24 protein-coding genes and 1 pseudogene are annotated in these 23790 nt (G+C 53.1%); 5 read left to right on the top strand and 20 right to left on the bottom strand.

Translation table 11 applies throughout. The features are described 5' to 3' along the window. Positions 1-52: 52 nt before the first annotated feature. From flgJ to flgB, 9 genes are read right to left on the bottom strand one after another with little or no spacing between them, the layout of a single operon-like run. Complete coding sequence (gene flgJ, locus OGV94_RS23670) at positions 53-1003, bottom strand: flagellar assembly peptidoglycan hydrolase FlgJ (protein ID WP_043015914.1); 951 nt, start codon at positions 1001-1003, stop codon at positions 53-55. Next, positions 1003-2079, bottom strand: a complete 1077-nt coding sequence (locus OGV94_RS23665) for a flagellar basal body P-ring protein FlgI (RefSeq protein WP_087050398.1) — start codon at positions 2077-2079, stop codon at positions 1003-1005. The genes flgJ and OGV94_RS23665 overlap by 1 nt, the downstream gene beginning before the upstream one ends. A 33-nt stretch (positions 2080-2112) precedes the next feature. Next, on the bottom strand, positions 2113-2811 hold the full coding sequence (flgH, locus tag OGV94_RS23660; protein ID WP_043015912.1) for a flagellar basal body L-ring protein FlgH: 699 nt from the start codon (positions 2809-2811) through the stop codon (positions 2113-2115). Between the two features lie 57 nt (positions 2812-2868). Next, positions 2869-3651, bottom strand: coding sequence for a flagellar basal-body rod protein FlgG (flgG, locus tag OGV94_RS23655; protein WP_003036202.1), 783 nt, complete (start codon positions 3649-3651; stop codon positions 2869-2871). A gap of 13 nt (positions 3652-3664) precedes the next feature. Further along, positions 3665-4420 carry a flagellar basal body rod protein FlgF gene (locus OGV94_RS23650; RefSeq protein WP_016156188.1) on the bottom strand — a complete coding sequence of 252 codons (756 nt, stop codon included), beginning with the start codon at positions 4418-4420 and terminating at the stop codon, positions 3665-3667. A gap of 20 nt (positions 4421-4440) precedes the next feature. Then, positions 4441-5718 carry a flagellar hook protein FlgE gene (flgE, locus tag OGV94_RS23645; RefSeq protein ID WP_043015911.1) on the bottom strand — a complete coding sequence of 426 codons (1278 nt, stop codon included), beginning with the start codon at positions 5716-5718 and terminating at the stop codon, positions 4441-4443. 26 nt (positions 5719-5744) lie between these two features. Next, positions 5745-6443, bottom strand: a complete 699-nt coding sequence (gene flgD, locus OGV94_RS23640; protein WP_043015910.1) for a flagellar hook assembly protein FlgD — start codon at positions 6441-6443, stop codon at positions 5745-5747. An 11-nt stretch (positions 6444-6454) separates the two neighbouring features. Then, the gene (flgC, locus tag OGV94_RS23635; protein WP_006685091.1) at positions 6455-6859 is read right to left on the bottom strand and encodes a flagellar basal body rod protein FlgC; all 405 of its coding nucleotides are present in this window, start codon (positions 6857-6859) and stop codon (positions 6455-6457) included. A gap of 3 nt (positions 6860-6862) precedes the next feature. Continuing rightward, complete coding sequence (flgB, locus tag OGV94_RS23630) at positions 6863-7279, bottom strand: flagellar basal body rod protein FlgB (protein WP_016152626.1); 417 nt, start codon at positions 7277-7279, stop codon at positions 6863-6865. 157 nt (positions 7280-7436) lie between these two features. On the opposite strand from flgB, the gene flgA reads away from it, so the two are divergent. From flgA to flgN, 3 genes are all read left to right on the top strand, one after another. Continuing rightward, positions 7437-8096, top strand: coding sequence for a flagellar basal body P-ring formation chaperone FlgA (gene flgA, locus OGV94_RS23625; protein WP_181230542.1), 660 nt, complete (start codon positions 7437-7439; stop codon positions 8094-8096). 93 nt (positions 8097-8189) lie between these two features. Then, complete coding sequence (flgM, locus tag OGV94_RS23620; protein WP_003832153.1) at positions 8190-8483, top strand: flagellar biosynthesis anti-sigma factor FlgM; 294 nt, start codon at positions 8190-8192, stop codon at positions 8481-8483. 3 nt (positions 8484-8486) lie between these two features. Then, the gene (gene flgN, locus OGV94_RS23615) at positions 8487-8909 is read left to right on the top strand and encodes a flagella biosynthesis chaperone FlgN (protein WP_043015909.1); all 423 of its coding nucleotides are present in this window, start codon (positions 8487-8489) and stop codon (positions 8907-8909) included. 85 nt (positions 8910-8994) lie between these two features. On the opposite strand, the gene murJ is transcribed toward flgN, so the two are convergent. The 4 genes from murJ to rimJ form a co-directional block, all read right to left on the bottom strand. Next, the gene (gene murJ / locus OGV94_RS23610; protein WP_043015908.1) at positions 8995-10530 is read right to left on the bottom strand and encodes a murein biosynthesis integral membrane protein MurJ; all 1536 of its coding nucleotides are present in this window, start codon (positions 10528-10530) and stop codon (positions 8995-8997) included. A gap of 223 nt (positions 10531-10753) precedes the next feature. Then, positions 10754-11677 carry a Gfo/Idh/MocA family protein gene (locus tag OGV94_RS23605; protein ID WP_286524560.1) on the bottom strand — a complete coding sequence of 308 codons (924 nt, stop codon included), beginning with the start codon at positions 11675-11677 and terminating at the stop codon, positions 10754-10756. 1 nt (position 11678) lies between these two features. Further along, positions 11679-12326 (bottom strand): YceH family protein, encoded by a 648-nt coding sequence (locus tag OGV94_RS23600; protein ID WP_087050394.1) that lies wholly within the window; start codon positions 12324-12326, stop codon positions 11679-11681. Positions 12327-12360: 34 nt separating this feature from the next. Next, positions 12361-12945: a ribosomal protein S5-alanine N-acetyltransferase gene (gene rimJ, locus OGV94_RS23595; protein WP_006685101.1), complete on the bottom strand. Its 585-nt coding sequence runs from the start codon at positions 12943-12945 to the stop codon at positions 12361-12363. A gap of 259 nt (positions 12946-13204) precedes the next feature. Here rimJ and mdtH point away from each other — a divergent pair, with 259 nt between their 5' ends. Both mdtH and OGV94_RS23585 read left to right on the top strand, forming a co-directional pair. Next, positions 13205-14413 carry a multidrug efflux MFS transporter MdtH gene (gene mdtH, locus OGV94_RS23590; protein WP_286524557.1) on the top strand — a complete coding sequence of 403 codons (1209 nt, stop codon included), beginning with the start codon at positions 13205-13207 and terminating at the stop codon, positions 14411-14413. 114 nt (positions 14414-14527) lie between these two features. Then, positions 14528-15088 carry a lipoprotein gene (locus OGV94_RS23585; RefSeq protein WP_043015904.1) on the top strand — a complete coding sequence of 187 codons (561 nt, stop codon included), beginning with the start codon at positions 14528-14530 and terminating at the stop codon, positions 15086-15088. Positions 15089-15127: 39 nt separating this feature from the next. Here the strand turns inward: OGV94_RS23585 and tssJ are convergent, their stop codons facing one another. The 7 genes and pseudogenes from tssJ to OGV94_RS23550 all read right to left on the bottom strand — a co-directional run. After that, the gene (tssJ, locus tag OGV94_RS23580) at positions 15128-15643 is read right to left on the bottom strand and encodes a type VI secretion system lipoprotein TssJ (protein ID WP_043017884.1); all 516 of its coding nucleotides are present in this window, start codon (positions 15641-15643) and stop codon (positions 15128-15130) included. A gap of 1 nt (position 15644) precedes the next feature. Next, positions 15645-16715, bottom strand: coding sequence for a type VI secretion system baseplate subunit TssG (gene tssG, locus OGV94_RS23575; protein WP_043015903.1), 1071 nt, complete (start codon positions 16713-16715; stop codon positions 15645-15647). Beyond that, positions 16679-18442 carry a type VI secretion system baseplate subunit TssF gene (gene tssF / locus OGV94_RS23570; protein ID WP_043015902.1) on the bottom strand — a complete coding sequence of 588 codons (1764 nt, stop codon included), beginning with the start codon at positions 18440-18442 and terminating at the stop codon, positions 16679-16681. Before tssF ends, tssG begins: the two co-directional genes overlap by 37 nt. Before the next feature lie 23 nt (positions 18443-18465). Then, positions 18466-18732, bottom strand: a pseudogene (locus OGV94_RS23565) (PAAR domain-containing protein); the annotation flags it as partial. Positions 18733-18858: 126 nt separating this feature from the next. Next, positions 18859-22242: an ImcF-related family protein gene (locus OGV94_RS23560; RefSeq protein ID WP_286524554.1), complete on the bottom strand. Its 3384-nt coding sequence runs from the start codon at positions 22240-22242 to the stop codon at positions 18859-18861. A gap of 3 nt (positions 22243-22245) precedes the next feature. After that, a complete protein-coding gene (locus tag OGV94_RS23555) occupies positions 22246-23457 on the bottom strand; it encodes a KPHS_23130 family T6SS system protein (RefSeq protein WP_502874144.1) in 1212 nt (403 codons plus the stop codon). Between the two features lie 59 nt (positions 23458-23516). After that, a partial coding sequence (locus OGV94_RS23550; protein ID WP_353622575.1) for a DUF6708 domain-containing protein occupies positions 23517-23790 on the bottom strand: 274 nt, incomplete at its 5' end.

The raw sequence follows: 23790 nt of genomic DNA, 5'->3' as shown, positions 1-23790 counted from the left end.
TAATCCTTCAATACTCGTTATTATCGGCAGCAGGTCGGTAGACTTGAGCTATTTAAAAGAGATTATCGATGTTCGTGCTGTAGGTTTTGCTCACTTTTTCGCTCATCGATTTCAACTGCTGGATCATGTTGGTTAATTTACGCGCATAGTTAGGGTCAGTTGCGTAACCGGCATTCTGCAATGCCTGTGCGCCTTGCTCGGCTGTCGCGGCAGCGGTCACCGCCGCATAGCGCGGGTTACGCGATATCAGACCGACATAATCCGACAGCGCCTCCAGGTAAGAGCTATACACGCGGAATCTGGCTTTCACCTTTTTCGCCTCACCATTTTCATATTCGGTAGTGGTGATTTCGGTGGTTGGGCCTTTCCAGCTTCCCGAAGCCTTCACGCCAAAAATGTTAAAGCTTGGTTCGCCATTTTCACGACGGATTTGTCGCTGCCCCCATCCGGACTCCAGCGCCGCCTGTGCCAGAATAAGATGATGCGGAACCCCGCTTTGCTGGCTGGCAAGCTTAGCTGGCAGCGATAGCTGGGCGAGGAAGTCTTTACTGTCACCTGACAGCGGCTCATCAATGCTTTCCGTCGCCCGGGGAATGGCTTTACGCACCAGTTGCGTCAGCGCCTGGTTTTGATAGCTGGTCACCGTTTCAAGCGAGAACTTCATTGGCACCTGCGGCGCGTCGTCTGCGGGTTGCGCCTGCCCTTCGGTCATCTGCTTAACCATCATTTCCGCCAGCCCCAGACCTTTACCTGCGGTCATCTGCTGCGCAATTTGTTGGTCATACATGCTGGTATACAAACGTGTCGAATCGCTGCTAAACACACCATCTTTCGGCAGCGCTTCACGCATGCTTTTCAGCATCATCTGCACGAACATCCCTTCAACCTGACGGGCGACCGGGCGGATATTCGCCGCCGGGTCCTGACCCGCTTTCGCTTTCAGTTCGTTCAGTGATTGCGCATCCCAGGCGGCGCTGGTCAGCAGTTTGCTGTCACCAATCATTAGATGATTTCCAGTTTGGCGCGTAAGCATCCCGCACTCTGCATCGATTGCAGAATGGACATCAGATCCATCGGCGTTGCCCCCAGCGCATTAAGCGCACGTACGACGTTATTCAGGTTGGCGCTGGAACGCACGCTTTGCAGCGAACCACCGCTCTGGCGCAGATCGATCTGGGTTTGTGGCGTTACCACTGTCTGTCCACCACCAAACGGTGTATCCGGCTGGCTGACATTCGCCTGACGGTTTACCGTAATCGACAAGTTGCCTTGCGCCACGGCACAACTATCCAGCGTGACTTCGCGGTTCATTACGACGGATCCGGTACGCGAGTTGATAATCACTTTCGCATCCTGCGGCGTGACGTTCACCTCCATATTCTGGATGTCAGCAAGGAAACGTACCTGCGAACTGTTGCCGCTTGGCACGCGCACCTGAATGGTTCGGGCATCCAACGCTGTTGCGCTACCAAAGCCACGCGAGCGGTTAATGGTGTCGGTAATCTGCTGCGCCATCGTGAAATCTTCATTATTGAGCTGCAGATTAATGGTGTTACCGCCGCCGAACTGACTGGGTAATTCACGTTCAATAATTGCGCCGTTAGTAATACGTCCGCCATTGAGCTGGTTAACCTGCACGCTACTGCCACCCGCAGCTGCGCCCGCACCGCCAACTAAAATATTCCCTTGCGCCAGCGCATAAACCTGGCTATCGACCCCTTTCAGTGGAGTCATCAGCAGCGTGCCGCCGCGCAGGCTTTTGGCGTTCCCCATGGAAGAAACCACCACGTCAATCGTTTGTCCTTGCCGACCGAATGCAGGAAATGACGCGGTGACCATCACCGCCGCCACATTTTTCAACTGCATGTTGGTGCCAGTTGGCACGGTTATCCCCAACTGCGAAAGCATGTTGTTGAGCGTTTGCGTAGTAAACGGCGTCTGGGTGGTCTGGTCGCCCGTACCATCCAGACCGACTACCAGCCCATAACCTATCAACGAGTTTTCCCGCACTCCCTGAACGCTGGTCAGGTCACGAATACGGTCAGCGTGCGCAATGGTGGCTATCAGCACCAGTACCATTCCAACTAAAGATTTAAACACTGGGTACCTCGCTTACATCGGCGACAAGTTAAGGAAGAAACGCTGCAACCAGCCCATATTCTGCGCTTCATTGATGTAGCCGTTGCCGACATACTCAATCCGCGCGTCCGCAACCTGAGTTGACGGTACGGAGTTGCTGCCACTGATGGTGCGCGGGTTAACGACCCCGGAGAAGCGAATGAATTCAGTGCCCTGATTAATGGCAATCTGTTTTTCACCCACGACATGTAAGTTGCCATTCACCAGTACCTGATCGACCGTTACGGTCAGCGTACCGCTGAAGGTATTGCTGGCGTTCGCGCCGCCTTTACCGTTAAAGGAGTTACCCCCTGACGCTTCTACGTCAGCACGTTCGTTACCGAACAGACCTTGCAGATAGCGCGGGACGGTATCAAAACCAAAGTTAGTCTTGCCGTCACGGCTGGCGTTAGCCGAAGAACTTTTGCTCGCGCTGACGTTTTCCTGCAATACGATGGTTAACGTATCGCCAATATTGCGCGGACGGCGGTCTTCGAATAGCGGCTGATAACCGTAGTTAATCGGCTGCGCCGACTGGAAGATTGAACCATTCGCCACCGGCGTCGGACCGGGAACAGGCTGGGCAGACGTCGCGCCCTGCACGAGGGGTGTGGACGGGATCCAGGCGCATCCTGTCAGTGAAACCACCAGCAGGGCTAAAATTGGGTATGGGTGAAGCGCGTATTTTCGCATTGCGGTCATCTTCAAAATCAGTGTGCCGGTGAGGCTTTCACCCCACCGGACCACACTTTAGAGTTGCGTCAGTTTTTGCAGCATCTGATCGGTGGTCGACACCGCTTTACTGTTGATTTCGTAAGCGCGCTGAACCTGGATCATGTTTACCAGCTCTTCCGCCACGTTGACGTTAGAGGTTTCAACATAGCCCTGGTACAGCAGACCCGCGCCGTTCAGACCCGGCGTGCTCTCATTCGGCGCACCGGATGACTGCGTTTCGGTGTACAGATTCTCACCAATACTTTCCAGACCGGTATCGTTCATGAAGGTTGTCAGGTTAAGCTGGCCTACCTGAACCGGCGCAGCCTGGCCCTGCTGGGTCACGCTGACAATACCGTCGCGGCCAATGGTGATACTGAGCGAGTTAGCCGGAATGGTGATGGCTGGCTGAACCTGAAAACCACCCGCCGTCACCAACTGACCGTTCTGATCCACCTGGAATGAACCGTCACGGGTATAGGCGGACGTGCCATCAGGCAGCATAACCTGGAAAAATCCCTGCCCTTTAATCGCCACATCTTTACTGTTGTTGGTCTGCGACAGGTTCCCCTGGCTGTGTAAACGCTCGGTCGCGACCGGACGCACACCGGTACCTATCTGCAAGCCAGACGGCAGTGTGGTTTGTTCAGATGACTGGGCGCCAGGCTGGCGAATCGTCTGGTACAACAGATCTTCAAACACCGCACGCTGGCGCTTAAATCCGTTGGTGCTGACGTTTGCCAGGTTGTTGGCAATCACATCCATGTTGGTTTGCTGCGCATCCAGGCCGGTTTTGGCGATCCATAATGAACTGATCATAAAATGTCCTGTGTTAACTCATCGACAGCAGTTGGTTGGCGCGGCCCGCGTTATCATCCACGCTACTGATAATCTTCATTTGCATTTCAAAGCGGCGGGCGTTGGCGATCATGTCACTCATCGCAGCAACCGGTTTGACGTTACTGCCTTCCAGCACGCCCGACATGACGCGAATGCTGGGGTCGGCCTGTAACGTCGCACCACGAGTAGCCTGCGCGGCCTGAGTCAGACGGAACATGCCGTCATCACCACGTTGTACTTCACTCCCCGTCGCCTTCACCAGCTTCAGTCGCCCGACTGGCGCGACCGTATTGGCCGGATCGCCAGGATTAAGCGCCGAGATCGTACCGTCTGCCGCAATGGTGACTTCTGAACCTTCCGGTACGGCTATTGGTCCGGCTTCGCCAATCACCGGGTGACCCTGAATAGTCAGTTCACCCGTAGGGCTTACCTGAATGGCGCCATTTCGGGTATATCCTTCGCTACCGTCCGCGGTCTGCACAGCTAACCAGCCATCCTGTTGCAGCGCCACGTCCAGTGGACGCGAGGTATAGTCCATCTGACCCGGCGTCATATCGGCCCCCGGCGTGGAGGCCACCACCAGCGTACGCGTCGGTAAAGACAATCCCTCAACGGGAACCGCACGCAGGGCATTGAGCTGCGCACGAAAACCCGGCGTTGAAGCGTTTGCCAGGTTGCTGGCCGTCACCGCCTGTTGATTCAGCGTCTGACTGGCCGCGCCCATGGCGGTATAAATTGCGTGATCCATTAAGCCATCCCGTCAGGCGCTTAGCGCAGGTTGACCAGCGTGTTGAGGATCTGATCCTGGGTTTTGATGGTCTGCGCGTTCGACTGATAGTTACGCTGAGCGACAATCATATTCACCAGTTCTTTACTCAAATCCACGTTTGACGCTTCCAGCGCGCCGTTGGTCAGCTTGCCGAAGTTACCTGAGCCTGCCGTACCCAACAACGCCACGCCGGAAGCCTGAGTCGCAGCCCAGACGTTGTCGCCCTGAGAAGCCAGACCTTCGTTGTTGGCGAAGTTTGCCAGCACGATCTGTCCTAAAACCTGCGTTTGCTCGTTGGAGTAGTTACCAACCACGGTACCGTCATTATTAATCTGGTAGCTAACCAAATCGCCCGGCTTGTAGCCATTCTGCGTAGCGGCAATCACACTGTTTGTACCCGTGTTTTGCTGCATAGAGTTCTGCAGGCTAAGAGTGAATGTCGCAGGGACTGCGCCGTTTATCGTGCCGGTAGTGATCGAAAACGAAGGTGTTGCATTTGCCGCGCCCAGCGTCCAGGTTGATTCAGTCGCAGGAGGCGTCGGCTTCACTTCGGTATAACCTTTAACGGCCTCCAGAGAGCCATTGGTGTCGAAGGTCATCTGGCTTGATTTCACCAGCGGCGAGTTTGCTACGCTGGAATCCTGAGTCCAGATATCCCAGGTGTTATCACCGGTTTTAACGTAATAAAGGTTAACGTCGTGCTGGTTCCCCTGGCTGTCAAATACCGTCAGCGGCGCACGTTTGTTATAGCTGTCAGCATCAGACGGCGAAAACTTATTCGTCGGTACTTTTGCTGATGAGTTCAGGTTGATCTGCATCGTCGCCGTTTCGGTGGATTTTCCCCCCATCAGCGTATTCGGGATAGTGATTGGGCCTGGATTTGCGCCCTGCTGAATAGTTGGCGGCGTACCGGCAGCCGGGTATCCCGTTAATTGCAGCCCCTGCATGTTAACCAGCGTTCGGTTTTCATCGAGCTTAAACTGACCATTACGACTAAAGAATACGGAACCGTTGCTGTCTACCATGCGGAAAAAACCGTTCTGGCTAATAGCAACATCCAGCCCGCGACCGGTGTTGGTCGTAGTGCCGTCGGTAAAGTCCTGGGTAATACCCGCAACTTTAACGCCCAGACCCACTTTAGAACCGGCAAACATATCGGCAAAGGATGCCGTACCGGACTTAAAACCGTAGGTGGCGGAGTTGGCGATGTTGTTACCAATGACATCGAGGTTGGTCGCTGCAGCGTTCAGACCGCTGACCGCTTGTGAAAAGGCCATGACTTACTCCTGATAAGTGTGAAGGCTTAAATGATCTGCCGTACTTCGTCGAGGGTGGTGGTTCCATAGGTGCCCAGGTCCAGCGTATTACCGCCGTTACTGCGAATAACTCCCTGCACCAGCGCAAACTGAAGCGGCTGCGCCACCAGTTGCGTTCCGCCATTACTGGCAGCAATTGACACGTTGTAAGAACCGCTTGGCGCATCCGTGCCATCGGTCATGGTGCCGTCCCAGGTAAAGGTATGAACGCCCGCTTTCAAACCGCCAATATCAATGGTGCGTACCACCTTGCCGTCTTTATCGGTAATGGTTGCGGTAACCTTATCTGCTGGTTGCTGCAGCTCAACGCCAAACGGCGTGGTGGTGGTTTTGGCGCCCTCTTCCGTACCTTTACCGGTCAGGATGGTAGTGCCCGGGATCATGACGCCGTGGCCAATCAGAGTACTGGCCTGCAGCGACTGGCTGTTGTCGATCTGTCCGGAGATCGACCCCAACGTGGTGTTCAGTTTTTCTATTCCGCTCACGGTACTGATTTGCGCCAGTTGGGTGGTCAGTTCGTTGTTTTGCAGCGGGTTAGTTGGATCCTGGTTTTTCAGCTGTGCAACCAGCAGCGTCAGAAAGCTGCTTTGCAGATCAGCAGCGTTGCTGCCCGTCAGCGAATTCTTCCCCGTGGCGTCATTAACGCCAGTGGTGCCTGGGTCATTCATTTTTACAGCAATAGACATGTGCGCCTCCTTTACTGGCCTAGCGTCAGCGTTTTGAGCATCAAGCTTTTCACGGTGTTGAGCACTTCGACGTTTGCCTGGTAGCTACGCGAGGCTGACATGGTGTTGACCATTTCGCCGACGACGTCCACATTCGGCATTTTTACGTAACCATTCGCATCGGCCAGCGGATTACCCGGTTCATAAACCAGCTTATCCGGCGCCTGGCTTTCAATGACATCAGCAACTTTCACGCCACCGGTTGCTGCGCCTGGCGCGGCATCAACCTGAAAAACAACCTGCTTCGCACGATACGGTTGACCGTCGGGTCCGGTGACGCTATCCGCATTCGCCATGTTGCTGGCCGCCACGTTCAGACGCTTAGACTGAGCCGTCAGCGCAGAGCCTGCGATATCAAAAATATTTAACAGCGCCACGAATTAGTTCCCTCCTTGCAGCACGTTCATCATGCCTTTGATTTGTCCACCCAGCGCGGTTAGCCCCATTTGATATTTGAGGCTGTTGTCGGCAAATTGCGTACGCTCCCGGTCCATATCCACTGTGTTACCATCGAGAGACGGCTGGTCAGGAATACGGTAGAGCAGCTCCGTAGAAGGCGCGGAAACGGTCTGGGCCGGAATGTGTTGTGCAGAGGTCAGCGTCAACGAGACACCGCCGGTTTCTTCCCGTCCTCGCACCATGACTTTTTTCAATTCACTGGCGAAATCCAGGTCACGCGCCTGATACCCCGGCGTGTCGGCATTGGCTATGTTGGCCGCCAATACTTCCTGGCGTTGGGCGCGCAAATTCAGCGCTTCCTGTTGAAAACGTAAGGCGGCGTCGAGCTTATCGAGCATATCTCCTCCGCAAATGACAAAATTCAGCCGACAGCTTAAATCCCATTACGCGCGCGTTATCGCCGGAATAAACGCAAAATGCGTCGCTATTTGTTGCGTTGATGACTGCGTCACACAGGTAAAATCCTGCCACTACCTGAAAAAGCACGAGGTTTTGATGCAAACGTTTAAACGTGGAATAGTCGTTGCAGCACTGCTGTTCAGCCCTATGACGCTGGCGCAAGACCTGAATTCTCAGCTAACAGCATGGTTCTCCCAGCGTCTGGCCGGATTTAGCGATGAGGTGATGGTCACTATCCGAACGTCACCAAACTTACTGCCGAGCTGCGAGCAACCCGCATTAAGCGTGTCCGGCAGTGCAAAACTGTGGGGCAATGTGAACGTGCTGGCGCGATGCGCCAACGAAAAACGTTATCTGCAGGTGAGCGTGCAGGCCACAGGAAACTACGTGGTAGCCGCCGCGCCCGTAGCCCGGGGTAGCGCCCTGACTCAGGCCAGCGTAACGTTAAAACGAGGTCGACTGGACCAACTACCACCGCGCGCGGTGCTGGATATGAGTCAAGTACAGGATGCCGTAAGCCTGCGCGATCTGGTGCCAGGTCAACCGATACAGCTTTCAATGTTGCGCCAGGCCTGGCGGATCAAGGCCGGTCAGCGCGTACTGGTTATCGCCAACGGAGAGGGTTTTCGGGTGAATGCCGAAGGCAAAGCGCTGAACAATGCCGCCGTTGCACAGAATGCGCGAGTGCGGATGGTTTCAGGCCAGGTGGTGAGCGGCATCGTCGATTCTGATGGGAATATTCTGATTAACCTATAATAGGTTAAAGATTTTTTAGCGTGTGCCGATAGATAAACAACCAATGATTACAGCGGGCCGCTATAGCGTAACCCCTCGATGAGGAAAAACAAAATGAGCATTGATCGTACCTCACCATTGAAACCAGTAAGTACCGTTCAGCCACGTGAAACCAGCGATGCGCCGGTACAAAAAGCGCGGAAGGAAAAAACCACCGCCACCACCAGCACCAGCGTCATGCTGAGCGACGCCCAGGCTAAACTGATGCAGCCCGGCACCAATGACATCAATATGGAACGCGTCGAAGCACTGAAAACCGCGATCCGTAACGGTGAGCTGAAGATGGACACTGGAAAAATTGCCGACTCGCTGATCCGCGAGGCGCAGAGCTACTTACAGAGTAAATAAAGTATGACTCGTTTGTCAGAAATACTTGACCAGATGACGACCGTCCTCAATGACCTGAAAACGGTAATGGATGCTGAACAACAGCAACTTTCCGCAGGATATATCAACGGCAGCCTGCTTCAGCGTATTACAGAAGAAAAAAGCTCTTTGCTGGCAACCCTTGATTATCTGGAGCAACAGCGCCGTCTGGAGCATGACGCCACGCGCAGTGCTAATGATGAAATTGCCGAGCGTTGGCAAACCATCACCATGAAAACACAGCACCTACGCGACCTCAATCAGCACAATGGCTGGCTGCTGGAAGGACAGATCGAGCGCAATCAACAAGCAATACAAGTGCTGAAACCGCACCAGGAACCGGCGCTGTATGGCGCAAACGGTCAAACCTCTGCTGCGCACCGCGGCGGGAAAAAATTCTCTATCTGATGCAAGCCTGATAACACTTTGCTTATCAGGCCTACGCGTTTTGTAGGCCGGATACGGCGTTAAGCCGCCATCCGGCATTGATCTGTTACGCCGTCCGGCGCACAAACTCTTTCACTTTAAAGCCCAGCACGGCGAGCGCGGCAAAGTAAGCGGCAATACCTGCCACTACGACAGCCATCAGACGCAGCAGGCGCCACAACATCGTTCCCTGCGACCAGTCCGGCATAATGTATAGCATCCCGACCAGCGCCGCCGACATCACCAGTACAGAAATCACCAGTCGCGTCAGGAACCAGGCCCAGCCCGGTTGCGGGGTGAAGATTTTCTGCTTACGCAACTGCCAGTACAGTAGTGAAGCGTTCAGACACGCCGCCAGACCAATCGACAGCGACAACCCGGCATGTTTCAGCGGTCCGATAAACGCCAGGTTCATTACCTGGGTCATAATCAGCGTGACAATGGCAATCTTGACCGGCGTTTTAATATCCTGGCGCGAATAAAAACCTGGGGCCAACACTTTCACCACGATCAAGCCAATCAAACCGACCGAGTACGCCACCAGCGCGCGTTGAGTCATGGCGGCGTCAAAGGCAGTAAATTTCCCGTACTGGAACAGAGACACCGTCAACGGTTTGGCCAGAATCCCTAATGCTACGGCACTCGGTAATGCCAGCAGGAAACATAAACGCAGCCCCCAGTCCATCAGACGGCAGTACTCATCATGATTCCCGCTGGAAAAGCTTTTGGACAACGATGGCAGCAGGATAGTCCCCAGCGCTACGCCAAGTACGCCGGACGGAAACTCCATCAGACGGTCGGCATAGTACATCCATGAAACCGAGCCAGAGGCCAGAAACGAGGCAAAAATCGTATTGATGATCAGTGAAATCTGGCTGACGGAAACCCCAAGGATCGCCGGGCCCATTTGCTTGACGACGCGCATCGCACCCGCATCGTGGAAGTTCACCCGCGGCAGCACCAGCATGCCAATTTTTTTCAGATGCGGCAGCTGGTAAATCAGCTGTAGCACGCCGCCAACCGTAACGGCCCACGCCAGCGCCAGCACCGGAGGATGAAAATAAGGTGCTGCAAACAGCGCGAAACCGATCATGCTGATATTCAGAAAAGTCGGCGCAAACGCCGGAATAGAAAAGCGGTTCCAGGTGTTAAGGATCGCACCAACCAGCGAAGCCAGTGAGATCAGCAGAATATACGGAAAGGTTATGCGCAGCAGTTGAGTAGTCAGCGCAAATTTGTCGGCGGTGTCGGCAAACCCAGGCGCGGTGACTAAAATCACCCACGGGGCAGCCAGCATCCCGGCGACCGTCACCACGGCCAGCGCCAGGGTCAACAGCCCGGAAACGTAAGCGACAAACACGCGGGTCGCATCTTCACCTTGCTTACTTTTGTACTCAGCCAGGATAGGCACAAACGCCTGCGAAAAAGCGCCCTCAGCAAAGATTCGGCGCAGCAGGTTAGGAAGTTTGAATGCCACAAAAAAGGCATCTGTCGCCATCCCTGCGCCAAAGATTCTGGCGACAATCGCATCACGCGCAAAACCCAGCACACGTGAAAACATCGTCATCGAGCTGACGGCTGCCAGCGACTTTAATAAATTCATCTATGTTGTATTCCAGACTCTGAGGCAAAACCCCGACAAACCTGCCCGTAGGTCAGATAAGGCATGCTCGCCGCTATCCGACACTTTTGCTGTGCCTGATGGCGACGCCGCAGCATCTTACCAGGCCAACAAACCAGCCTATGATTGAAAAGAGGTGTTATTTTTGAGTTGGCATATAGTACCTGGATTACAATGAATTACTACCGCCAGATGTTACAGGGGGTTATTCAGCCATCGCCTCCCGCCACAGCATTTCGACAACGCGCTGGGCCAGTAGCGCCTGCTCGCCTGCCGTCTGGGGAACCGTCTGATTTTGCACGCACTCAATAAAATGACGTGCGCATCCGGCAAAACCCCGCTGTTCCAGAGTGGTTTGCCAGCCTGCTATCGGTTTGTGCACCACGCCTTGCCCACGCTCTTCCTGCCATTCCCGCATATCAGTTACGTCTATCAGGCCGCCGTCCGTCACCGCCTGCACACTCTCACGCTGACTACCTGCGCGGCGATGCATACTGGTCGTTATCTGTATTTGACCGGCAGAAAAATGGTGTTCAGCATAAAGCATCGCACCGGATTCATTGGTTAACAGCGTGCCGTTGTTTAACTGCGCCTTTCCTCCCGCCAGCCACAATGCGGTATCGACTACGTGCAGATAATCGTCCAGCAGAGTGAAGCGCAGATCGTGCGGCCCGACGCTGTTCGTACGGTGCTTATCCATACGGACAGACGCCGCATTAGCCAACTGAGCTTTGAGATCCTGATAAAGCGGCGCAAATCGTCGGTTAAACCCGACCATCAGCGTCAGCTTTTTCCGCGCGGCCAGCTCCACTAATTGCTCTGCCTCGCGCAAATTTTCCGCCAGCGGTTTATCCACACACACATGCACCCCGGCGTTTAGCAGTTCACTTACTACCGCATAGTGCGTCGCGGTACTGGAATGAACGAAAACCGCATCGCAGGTTTGCGCCAGATTCACCAGAGAATCAACGTAGGGGATCCGCCAGGTATCACAGATACGCAGCGCTTTTTCCCGCGAAGGTGAAAATGCCCCTTGCAGCGTCCAGTCGGCACTAGCGCCCAGCACGGGTAGCCAGGCCTTTTGTGCAATCCCACCGAGGCCGACAACGCCGATGCGTAATTTATTCACGTTAGTCTCCCAAATGCGCCAGTAAGGAATCAAGCCGCTGCTTGAGCTCCGCAACTTCTGACTCCAGCGCCTCAACGCGCGCCTGCAGATCCCCCGTTGCTACCGGAGGTTCATCTGCCGCGGCAATTGCTTCATCAACGTCACCACAAAACAGGTGCATATAACGGCTTTCCCGTTTGCCCGGCTCGCGCGCCAGGCGAATGACATAAGGACCATCTTCCCGGGTCGCCAGCTTCTCCAGCGTCGACTCCACTTCGGCCATGTCACTGAATTCGTACATACGGGATGCGCGGCTACGCAGTTCACCCGGCGTTTGGCCGCCGCGCAGCAATAGCGTGGTGATGAGCGCCACTTCCCCCGCGCTGAGTTTAAGATTGCCAAACTCCGAATTGCAGAACCGCTGCTCATATTTCGTGACGCGATTGCCGAAGCCGCTTACCGTGCGCAGGAAATGCCGCTTCACGAGGTTATCAAGCTGATCCTGTACTTCCGATTCCGACAGGTTCATCACCGGTTCACGATTCGTTTTTTGGTTGCAGGCGGTTACCACTCCGTTTACGGAGAGCGGATACTGTTCAGGCGTAGTCACTTGTTTTTCTAATAAACAGCCAATCACTCGTGCTTCGGTGGCGGTTAATTCGTATTTCATCGTCTTCTCCATTAATCATGGCTGCATCTGAAACTTAGCGGCCGGGGGTCCATTCTGATGTCGTCAACGCCGTCAGCACGTGATCGCGCCACTGCCCGTCAATCAGCAGGTAGTCTTTAGCATATCCTTCTTTTTCAAAACCCAGTCGCGCCAGCAGGTCACCGCTGCGTTTATTATGTGGCATGTAGTTAGCCATAATGCGGTGAATGTGCTGCGTACGCTGCATATAACGGATGGCCGACGTTAAGGCTTCATACATCAGCCCCTGTCCCTGCCACTTCTGCGCAATGGAGTAACCGAGATAGCAGGCGTGGAAGGATCCCCGCACCACGTTCGAGAAGTTAGCGACGCCGATAATTTCTTTTTCTTCCGGATCAAGCAGCGCAAAGTAATAAGCGGTGCCTTGTTTATGAAACTCAGAGATCATACTCAGACGCGCCTGCCAGCCGGACGGATAACAGTGGCTTTCATCGCGAATGGGTTCCCAGGGTTTTAAGAAATGACGATTTTCTGCGTAATAATCTGCCAGACGCCAGGCATCACGCTCATGCACCAAACGCACGACCAGGCGGTCCGTGGTTAAGCGCACTTTTGGCACGTTACTGCGATAGCCAAACATTCTATACCTACTCCTTCCCGTAACGTCTTCAATACGCTATTCGCATTACTATACCTGTGCGAATACACCCTGTGAAAAGAGCAAAATGCCATTTTTTGAATTATTCACACATTTTGATGAAAACTCTCTATCAAGACGGACTTTTGATAAAAAAATATTGTCCCGCGAAGGGTGGGAAAAGCGATGACGACACCGCAGAATAGGAGGTGCTTATCTTTTAAACTCTATCCAGAGTGACGAGTTTTTCCCTGGAGGGGAAATGTCGCAAGTCTCGCAGGCAAGGAACCTGGGTAAATACTTCCTTCTCATCGATAATATGCTGGTCGTGCTGGGTTTCTTCGTCGTTTTCCCGCTGATCTCAATTCGTTTCGTCGACCAAATGGGCTGGGCTGCCGTGATGGTCGGTATCGCACTTGGATTACGTCAATTTATCCAGCAGGGGTTGGGTATTTTCGGCGGCGCTATTGCGGACCGTTTCGGCGCCAAACCAATGATCGTCACCGGCATGCTGATGCGCGCTGCCGGATTTGCTACCATGGGCATTGCCCATGAGCCGTGGCTGCTGTGGTTTTCCTGCTTTCTTTCCGGGCTGGGCGGTACGCTGTTCGACCCTCCCCGCTCGGCGCTGGTGGTCAAACTGATTCGCCCGGAAAAGCGCGGGCGTTTTTTCTCTATTCTGATGATGCAGGATAGCGCCGGGGCCGTGGTCGGCGCGTTGCTCGGCAGTTGGTTATTACAATACGATTTTCGTCTGGTATGTGCCACCGGCGCAATTTTATTCGTTCTGTGCGCGGCGTTTAACGCCTGGCTGCTCCCGGCATGGAAGCTGTCGACGGTAAAAATACCGGTGCGCGAAGGGATGAGCCATGTCATGCATGACAAGCGCTTTGTCACCTATGTGCTGACGCTGGCAGGCTATTACATGCTGGCAGTGCAGGTGATGCTGATGCTGCCAATCATGGTGAACGACATCGCTGGCTCACCGGCTGCTGTAAAATGGATGTACGCCATCGAGGCGTGCCTCTCTTTAACGTTGCTCTACCCGGTTGCTCGCTGGAGCGAAAAACGCTTTCGCCTTGAGCATCGCCTGATGGCCGGGCTGCTGGTGATGTCTCTGAGCATGATGCCCATCGGGCTGGTCGGGAATTTGCAGCAGTTGTTTACCCTGATCTGCACCTTCTATATTGGCTCGATCATCGCCGAACCGGCGCGTGAAACCCTGAGCGCCTCGCTGGCGAATGCACGTGCCCGAGGAAGCTATATGGGATTCAGTCGACTGGGGCTCGCTATCGGTGGTGCAATTGGTTATGTCGGCGGCGGCTGGCTGTTTGACATGGGTAAAGCCCTGGCGCAGCCTGAACTGCCCTGGATGATGCTCGGTATCATCGGCTTCATCACTTTCCTGGCGCTGGGCTGGCAATTCAGCCTCAAACGCCCAACGAGGGGTATGCTGGAGCCTGACGCCTGATAGCCAATCCGGCGTACGCGCATTTTTCAGTTTTTTCTGCTGGTAGCCGCGGCGCTGGTACTCGATGATGCTTTGTGTCACGATTACACCACAAGCATCATGTTGAGGAACCCCATGAAAAAGCTTCTTTTTGCCGCTGCGCTCATTGTCAGCGGCCTGTTGGTTGGTTGTAATCAACTCACTCAATACACGGTTAGCGAGCAAGAGATTAATCAGGCCCTGGCGAAACATAATAACTTTTCTAAAGATATCGGATTGCCTGGCGTCGCTGAAGCGCATATCGTACTAAACAATCTCGCCAGCCAGATAGGCCGTGAAGAACCCAATAAAGTGACGCTGACCGGTGATGCCAACCTGGACATGAACTCGCTGTTTGGCACTCAAAAAGCGACCATGAAGCTGAAACTCAAAGCCTTACCGGTCTTCAATAAAGAAAAAGGCGCGATTTATCTGCAAGAGATGGAAGTTGTGGATGCCACCGTCACACCGGAAAAAATGCAGTCGGTGCTGCAAACGCTGATGCCTTATTTGAATCAGTCGCTGCGAAACTATTTCAATCAGCAACCAGCGTATATTCTGCAGGATGACAGTAGCCAGGGTGAAGCGCTGGCGAAAAAACTGGCGAAAGGTATTGAGGTGAAACCGGGCGAAATCATCATCCCGTTCACTGACTAATAAAACAGAGGGCGCCGATGCGCCCTTTTCTATGAGGGATTACTTTTCCTCTGGCAGCATCGTCATACTATGGCCATCAAGCACGATTTTACGTGCCTCATCGGGGTCAAGATCGTTGCGTTTGACCACCAACCGCCAGTTGCCCTTGGTCATATCAGGATCGCGAAACAGAGCCACAATCGCCACAAATTGTGTTCCCTCTTCCATCGGCATATCCTGCGTCACGGCGCTATTGGGCTTAACCACCACAAACTGCTCAGCCAGTAAATCCTCTTTTAACAGGTTAGCCCCGTAACCGACCAGTTGTTCGTACTGAGTCTGATTAAAACGCTTCTCATCTTTTAACTGGTAAATACGCACTATAACCGACTGTGGCGCGCTGTTTTGCTCGCGGCTGTCAGTATTGAGCGCGGCCCGGCCAGAGATATCAAGATGTAATATCTTAATCTGTTTATAAAAAAGAGAGCTTGCAGCGGAGCGGGTACCGTCACTTACTGACTGAAAGAAGCCGCAGCCACTGAGTATTAATGCCAGTACGGGAAGAATATTTTTCATTTTAAAAACGGTAATGAACACGCTTTATGTCCTTATTTATCATAGCGGGTGTCAGACCACGGTAATGTTCAAGTTCTACCGTGAAGTCGTCCGGTAAGTCCCTGTCTCCTTTTTGCAGACCATTAACACAGGTAAGACCCAGTCGCACAGGTGACTCACCCAGCACAGGCTCAGGAAGCAGACGGGTGGGAAGAGTCAACATAATCCGCGCCCGATAGCGCCACCCCAGATAAACACGCAGTAATACCAGCAAGTCGGTCAAAAGCCCCCCATCGGGTAACCAGCCCTCCGTTTCTGTTGCATCATCAGTCACGAGTGAAATTAATAACTGACTGGCTGCATCGGTTGCCTCATCCCCCAGTATCGTATGGCCATCCAGCCTTAATGGTTGTTCATCAAACAGTCCTGCAGGTTGTCGAATCGCCACCGTACGCAGATCGTGTGCTATGACGTCAGTACGCGTGTTCGGCGCCAGTAAGTTGACCAACCGGGCAATACCTTCTGCCGTTCTCCCGGGCTGGCGCATAATCCCCAACAGGGCGAGGAAACGCGATGACGGTGTGGCAATATGCTCCTGTGTACCGGCGATCCCTAAGCCAATGAGTCCCAATAAGCAGCGCGAAGTACTATCGCGCCCCCCCGCTTCAAAAGTGGCCGGGTAACTGTATTTTCGCCAGATGCGGTAAAACTGCGTCAAAATACGATGGTTGAAAATATCGAGGAAGGTTTCCAGTACCTCGTGGCCATCGCGCCTTTGCGTGATGTCATCTATGTATGTTGTCGGCAGCGGTGAATCCACACCGTAAAGCCCCATGAAGGTTGAGCGGACCGTAAGAGGGGCATCCGGATGCTCAGGATCGCACTCAATAGCTTTCAGTTCGCTAGCGGGAAACCCTACACCAGGATGGGGACGAAAACGCACCATATCATCATGCGGGTTATCACTTTCCCCCAGTCGGTGAGCGCCGTGGTTTTCCAGAAGCTGGCAAAATCGATAAAAATTAATACGACTAATATCTTCTTTCAGACGTGATGTTAGCGCATCCCTGGGTTGCGCGGATTTTCGTCCCATGCTAGCTGCTCCCCCGTAGGTTGTAAGATCAGAATCAACCGATTAAACAGGTGGATGTCGGTATAGAGTGCAAAAAAGCGATTGAGCATTTCACCAAACAGGCAGATGTCTCCGCGGCCGGCAAAACCATTGCTATCAAGGGTGACCTCTATCTGCACACCGCGTAGCAGATGCCCGCGCTCGAAACGCTCCGTTTCGCTGTGCTTAACGTCAACAATAGCGGCCAGACGGCGTCGATTCATTTCATCGTCCGTCCAGTCATAAAGCGCCAGAGTTCCACGCAATACTTCCGGGTTATCCATCATCCACAGAAAACTGCTCCCCAGATGGCTTAATACACGCCAGTGAAAACGGTCACGGTTTGGTGGATAACAGGGAAGCGTTGGCGCCGTCAGATTACGGACTCGGACATTCGCCGCGGTAGACTTTACAACGGTGTCGAGCAACGTACTGCGTAATACCCGACGAGGTAGTTGACCGTTCGTACCGGTAAGACTTAATGACAGGCTTTCGCCTTCAGGTACGCTGTAGTTATCAAAAGCCTCACCACCGAGGATTAGCCAGGTATCATGTAGACCGGAAGGGCCACGTTTTACTCGGGTGTGATAATAATATTCTGGTGCGTCATGGCGTAACATTCCCCCTTTGTGGCGAAAACTGGTGAATGGCACAAAAACCTGATGCCCGGAGTGCTTTGACGAAATAACGGAATCTACAGAGTAAATTTCAGTGTGGCCATCCTGAATACGCATCGGACGTAACAAATATTCGGTCTGCAAGGCATCAGGGGTCAGCGGGTCAGACTCCAGAGGAAAAAGGTTTATCACTGGCACACAGTGCAGGCGGATATGTTTTTCACTGAAGGTGAAGTCATAATCCCAGCGGCGTTTCAAAACGACATCAAGTTCGAACCAGGGGAGCCTTTGCGGGAGAACAACCTGTTCAAGTCCGCAGAGCGCCAGCGCCATAAATTTTTCCCGAAAAGTGAAGTACTCCAACAACAGCTGATAACCGCCAAACGCACCGCTATCCTTCGGCCAGAGGTTATCCTCATTGCCAAATCCCCCTGGCGTGAACCAGGCTTCCAGCGCTTGATCATCTGTCTGTCCTGGCAATCGCAAACGTATAGTCGCCACATTTAGCGACAACGCTTCATGTAATGCACAGGCCAGCGGCGCATCGGCATTGAGATAAAATGCAAGTCGACTCAGATCTACCTGCTGCCAGTCGGCCAGCTCACTGCAGGAAAAACGCAGTTTGATCACGGAACGTCCGTCCGGATCGGTGTCCAGTCGCGCCATCTCCAGTAACAACGGCAGCAATGTGACATCCCGAGTAGTGGTGTAACGACAGCGGGTGCGCTTATCACCTACCGGGCCAGAAAGCACCTCAAATCCTTTCTCTACAACCATCCGCTCTTTCATCTCGCGCCATTGTGGCGTCAACTCCACAATCGCTAACGAAGGGATCGTCCGCAGATAATGCGGCCATAGTAAACTCACCAACCCTTCGGTCAGTTCCGGTAGGTCGTCATCCAGTTTTTCCCGCAGCCGCCCCATAAGAAAAGCGAAGCCTTCAAACAACCGCTCGACATAAGGATCGCGAGCACCAGGGCGATCCAGATTCAACATCGCCGCCCGGTCAGGATGGGCGCGGGCAAACTCCTCGCCCGCTTCGCGCAGGTAGCGCATTTCGGCGTCAAAGTAACGCAGGGTTAAATCATCCATGGAATACTCATTTATTAAATAGTGTAGGTGTCAGTTATCATGGAAGGAATAAACAAAGACTGACATGGACAGGTACTTTGACTTTCCTGCGAGCCGGCAGGCATTCGACCGTTGATAGTATCGGGCACAATTCCGCCAACAATGCTGAATATGCCAATAAAACGCCCACAGGTAACCCGGTCAAATTCTCTTGCTACAGGTATCCCCATAATAGTATGCGTGGGATCACCTTCAATAATTACCCCTCCGCAGGTGGTTTTATCGCCTACAACCAAATAACATCCAGCCATATATTCTCCTTACTGCTCTTTATCGTCAGCATATTATTTTTATATACCGATAGATTTCGAGTTGCGTTGAAGTGACATAAGAGGGACACATTCGTCAGGAACGTATTTGAGCATCTGAAGGCTGGGCTAGTTTATTCCGGCGTCTGAATTTCGTTGGCGACTCACCAAAAAAATATCCTTCGGCAGGACAAAACCTCGCAATTTTAATAATGCCAGCGGCCCACCGCCCGGCCCAGTGCGCATTAACCAACACAGTTTTTTACCGTCTGGCGCACTGAGGGTGAGTTGCCACATTCCATCATCACGTTTCTCCGCTCGTCCTTGTTCCAGCCAACGAATTAAGCCTAATTCTCCCGGATAGTCCCCGTAAAGATTTGCCCCTCCCTGCGTGGTTGTCCAGGTCAGCATGGCGCCGGGTCTCTGGCTTTCTCCCGGCCAACGGAAACTCTGCCAGCTTTCCATCTGGTTAAAGTAGTGCAGTCGCTGTCCGTCAATGGAAAGTATCGTTTCCACAACGTCCGGTACTGGGCGCGCGCGCAGCTCAAAACGCATCCCCTGACTACCATCAGCAAATAAGGCGTCGCGAACCTCACCAAGACGGTTAACGGCTTGGATAAATTCCGGATTAATAATTAATCCCTGGGTATTCATTTCGTCTACTTCCCAGCGACGCCCCTCACGGTGCATTAGACCCGCGAGATTCTCATGAAGAAATTGGTCGATCTTTCCGGTATCACGTCGAATAAACTCAGCCAGAACCGGCAGTGGAATATCACTGCGCCCCTCACTCACCGGATATCGGCCATCTGTTGCTTCCTGCCAGTCAGAAACAACCGTACGTTGCCAGCTCTCATTTATTCCCGCAGCCGATGGTTGCAGGACCTGCTCCCATGCCTGCGTCAGGGGTTGCACAAAAAGCGCGTCACCAAAACCACTCCACTCCTCTCCTAACCCCGCTGCTAACAAACTGCCATATTCCCGCGTATCGGTAAGATCAATATTTTTGCCCTGAAACACCGTCTGTGCCAGTTGCTGCATCATGACCTGCGGATCGGCTGAATGAGTGACCTGGAGCAGCTTCAGGCGGACTCGGGTCACGCGAGTGAGAAATGTTTGAAAACTTAATGAGGTTTCAGTCGTTAGGTTATTCGGCGTATCACCCTTACCGGCTATCGCCAGTAATGGGCCAAACGTTTCATCTAACGGACCGGTCATATCGTTTGCATGTTGGTCAATAACCGGTGCCTCCTCTTCTTTCTGCAATATTTTTTCTGCCGATTTCATTAATGAATCGGACAGGGCTTCACGTTTTTTACCTGCCTGCCCCTGCCATGCCACAGTATTCATCAGTGCAACTACCGGTGACTGGCGTACATCGCTCATTAGCGTAAGCTGATCCACAACATCTGAAAGATTTCGCGCCGGCTTCCAGCGTAAACTGTTGAGGAACTTAAGCCATGACCCAGAGTATTCGCTAAAATAGCGATCTGTCAGTCGTTGTTTTAATGCTTCAGGAGAAACCTCAGCACGACTATTTTTTTGATTGTCGCTCAGCACCCAGTCAATTTCTTCGCGGCGTGATGCCACTGCGTCAGCTATTGCCTGCTGCACCTGCCCTTCCCATGCCTGGCGGGTAAATACCCCAGGAACGGTTTCCGAAGTGGTAAACAATTGCGCGGCATCCGTATCATTCGTCATCTGCGCCAAGGGCATATCCGGAAAATTGCGGGAAACGGATCCCAGCATTTTCAGATATATAGCATTATCGCCATTACGTTGTTCAATCTGCGCTAGCAGGATCTGCCGGGTTGCCATCATCACCTGTGCATCTGGGATAATTTTCCAGTCAGGCTGCCCAGGTAAAGTTTGCATGTAAAATCCCCACAAGTCCGGCGACAGACTCTGCCAGATACCGGTAGAAATCCCTTTACGCGTCGGTTGTGTCTGCGTCATCACCTGAGAAAAAAAGGCGGGGTCGGCCTTTTCCGGGCGGCCCATCATCAGCCAGGCTTTAAGCTGATCGTATGCCGATTTTGCCAGGTCAGCGCGTTGCTGACTTCCCGGCGGAAGATGCGTCAGAGCATCGAGTTTTTCAGACAACACCCGCGCAGCCTCGTCTCTCATCAGGCGATTATTTGCCACCCCATAAATCGGGAGTAAAACGGCCAATAATTCAGTATCATGATTCAGACCAAAATGACGCCACCCTATTGTGTTTTTTTGTGTCTGAATGCGCTCAATATCATTTCGCAGTTCATTCAGTTGTATCAGTTCAGCATCTGATACCTGCTCACCGATCGCCAACTGCTGCGCTTTGTTTGTCAGGGAAGTCATTTGATAATAATTGGCGGCAAACGATAGCAGGCTGCCAACGCCCCACAGACCGATAACTACCGCCACCACGTAACACATTATCCGACCTTGGGATAACCCCATATGCCGCCCAGTAGCCTGAGTCCCCCTTTTCAGTACGCCATGAAACGCGGCTGGTGGTGACCAGTAATGCGCATGAATAACTGACGCCGCCGCGACCGTTACAGAGGGACTAAACATCAGCCCACATATGGGCATCCGCCATTGCTTACCAGACAGCCACGGCGTGAGGATCCGCTGCCAGCTTTCAATCCCTCCCAACTTCAGCCACTGCCCAAGTCGCAATAGATAATCATGGCGGTTATCAGTAAAAATCTGACGCATCCCTTGTTCACATAGCTGCGGCAGCAAACGGGTTAGCTCGCGACCCACACTCTCCGGGCAAGTCTTTTCGTGAAAGAAAACACCTACCGCCTGAGTAATGCGGGTCCCTTGCATGCTCGGGTCCGTTTGCCACAACCATATTGGCGGTAGCCAGTGATATGCGTTACCTGTTTGCTCCAGGCTTCGTCGCGAATCACTCATCCATTGAGAGCTTGATGCTTGTTCGTAGCTGAGCGACAGAATGATTCCGTCCACAGGTCGGGCACTGCGTAATTTACGCAACGTCGATAAAGGTCCGAGATCTACTGATTCCTGCGGGCTACCACCATAAATCAGTACGGTACCCTCACCTTCCAGCCATTGTTTCTCGGCAAGCGTTGGCGCAATCGATGCGACTTCAGTCTCTTCCCCGATGACAAGTATTACACGCACCCGCTGACGCCAGAAGAGTCCATACTGACGGTGTAGATACGCGTACATATCCGCAAATGGGGTCGACTGCTGGTGATGTTGGTAACTCTCACTAATGCGAGGTTGATCATCACCCTGGATATGCGCCCGGGTAAGGTCGAAACTCTGGCGACCAGAAGATCGCGCGCTAAACCAGGTCAATACCGCATATACACCGGTTACCGCAGTTGTCGCCCCCAACCCGGTTATCCAGCGAGAGTGTTTCAGGCTTCCCGGCACCATGCCGACTTTTTCTGGCCAGTACCAGATTATCAGGCAGGCAATTGCCGAAATCAGCATAGGTGCCATTGCTATCAGCCAGTAACGCACTGTCGGATTTTTAATCGGTAATAAAAACCGCATCACTTAGACCTTCTCCTTTGCAGTCTGACAAGGTGAAACCACCACGCTCCACATTTTTGTGCTCCCTGTTTCACCACTCATAATCAGTTGCGACTCTTTTGTACCTTGTGCTGCGGCAGCGATAGCCAGCCAGGGGGCGACGCACCCCGTTTCACCTAACGTTCGGTCAAGGTTATATAACCGGCTATTCATCTCTATCCCCTGAAGAGGCGGATGCGCATTCAGCGCAGCTATCGTACTTTGCTGCTGGTGCGACAGACCGGATGACCAGAGATCGTGGACATCTTCAGGTTGAACGGGCACCCAATCCAACGCTTGAGCAATGCTCTCTGCCAACGTGTCGGCAAAACTCGCTTCCGGTCGATGAACCCATGCCAGAGGAGGAAGGATATTTTGGGTCATGTGATTGCCAAGCAGCAGTGCAACGGCCGCCTCCCCGGTCCCATCTGGATCGTCTGGAGCAACCTGCAGCGCGATGATCAGTAATACCGTTTCTTCGTGGATTCGACTGTCCAGCCAGCTATCAATAACGTTCAACCCGTACCCGGTCACAGGCTCGATGGGTTGACGAATATCACGTTGTTGCCAGGCATTGCACCAAAGCGTGTGCAACCGCTGGCGAGATAGTGATGTATTGGTTTCAAACAATAGCGCTATGGGCTGATGGTCCGGCAGTTGGTTAAGATGTCGTGCAATTCCAGCCATTAATCTGTCGAATATCTGCTTAACCAGGTCATCTCGCTTCATCCCTGGCTCCAGGGGTAAGCGACTATGGCGAAAACGTTCTATTCCATGCCATGATGGTTGCATATGCAGGAGCGGCTTATTCTGCTTTAACATATTTACAGAAGAGCTGCCCGTTGGCTGGTGCTCACTGTGTGGCGTAATAAATGCGCAGTGCAATATCTGCAATGCGCGACGACCACGACGAATTTCACGCAGTAATAACTCCTCTCTTCGTCGATCCCAGGCCTGGGCCTGAATTAACACGGGAAGGTAAACCATAATACGCAGCCATATTGCAACCAGCCACACGGTAAGTGGGAGTCCGGCTGAAAATATCCAGAATACCGACGAATGAAATGACAACCCGGTAAAATAAGCCCAACCGGAACCTATCACCAGTAATCCAGTCAGACCTTTCAACCAGCGTCTGCCGATCGGAAGTTTAGGTTTCTGAGCCACCGGTGGAATCAACTTTAAATTTACGGGCATGATTTATTATTGCGACAGAGATAAATAAGATTTGATTGCGGAAAAGTGTGATTACATTCTTACACACCGGCGGTTGAATCATTATTCGATGCCGTCCGTGATTCAACGTCAAGCGCTTCCGGCCAGTGAATATGGCCCCATTGCTGCGGGTGTTCTGCAAAACGCGCCGTCTCAGGCACCGGACGGTGCAGCATATAGTGGCAGCAGTAGCACCACAGCTCGCGCAGCGCCTCTTTATCCCCCACCGTCCACATCAGCGCAAACCGCTCCCGGACATGGCTGGTTCCCGGCTGGCACACCGCGCCGTGCAGCTGGTAACCCTGGTTGTAGCGT

Source organism: Citrobacter sp. Ce006, assembly GCF_030336535.1.
GTDB lineage: Bacteria > Pseudomonadota > Gammaproteobacteria > Enterobacterales > Enterobacteriaceae > Citrobacter > Citrobacter europaeus.
Note: the sequence above shows the minus strand (reverse complement) of the source record. Positions and strands in the feature narration are given on the sequence as shown.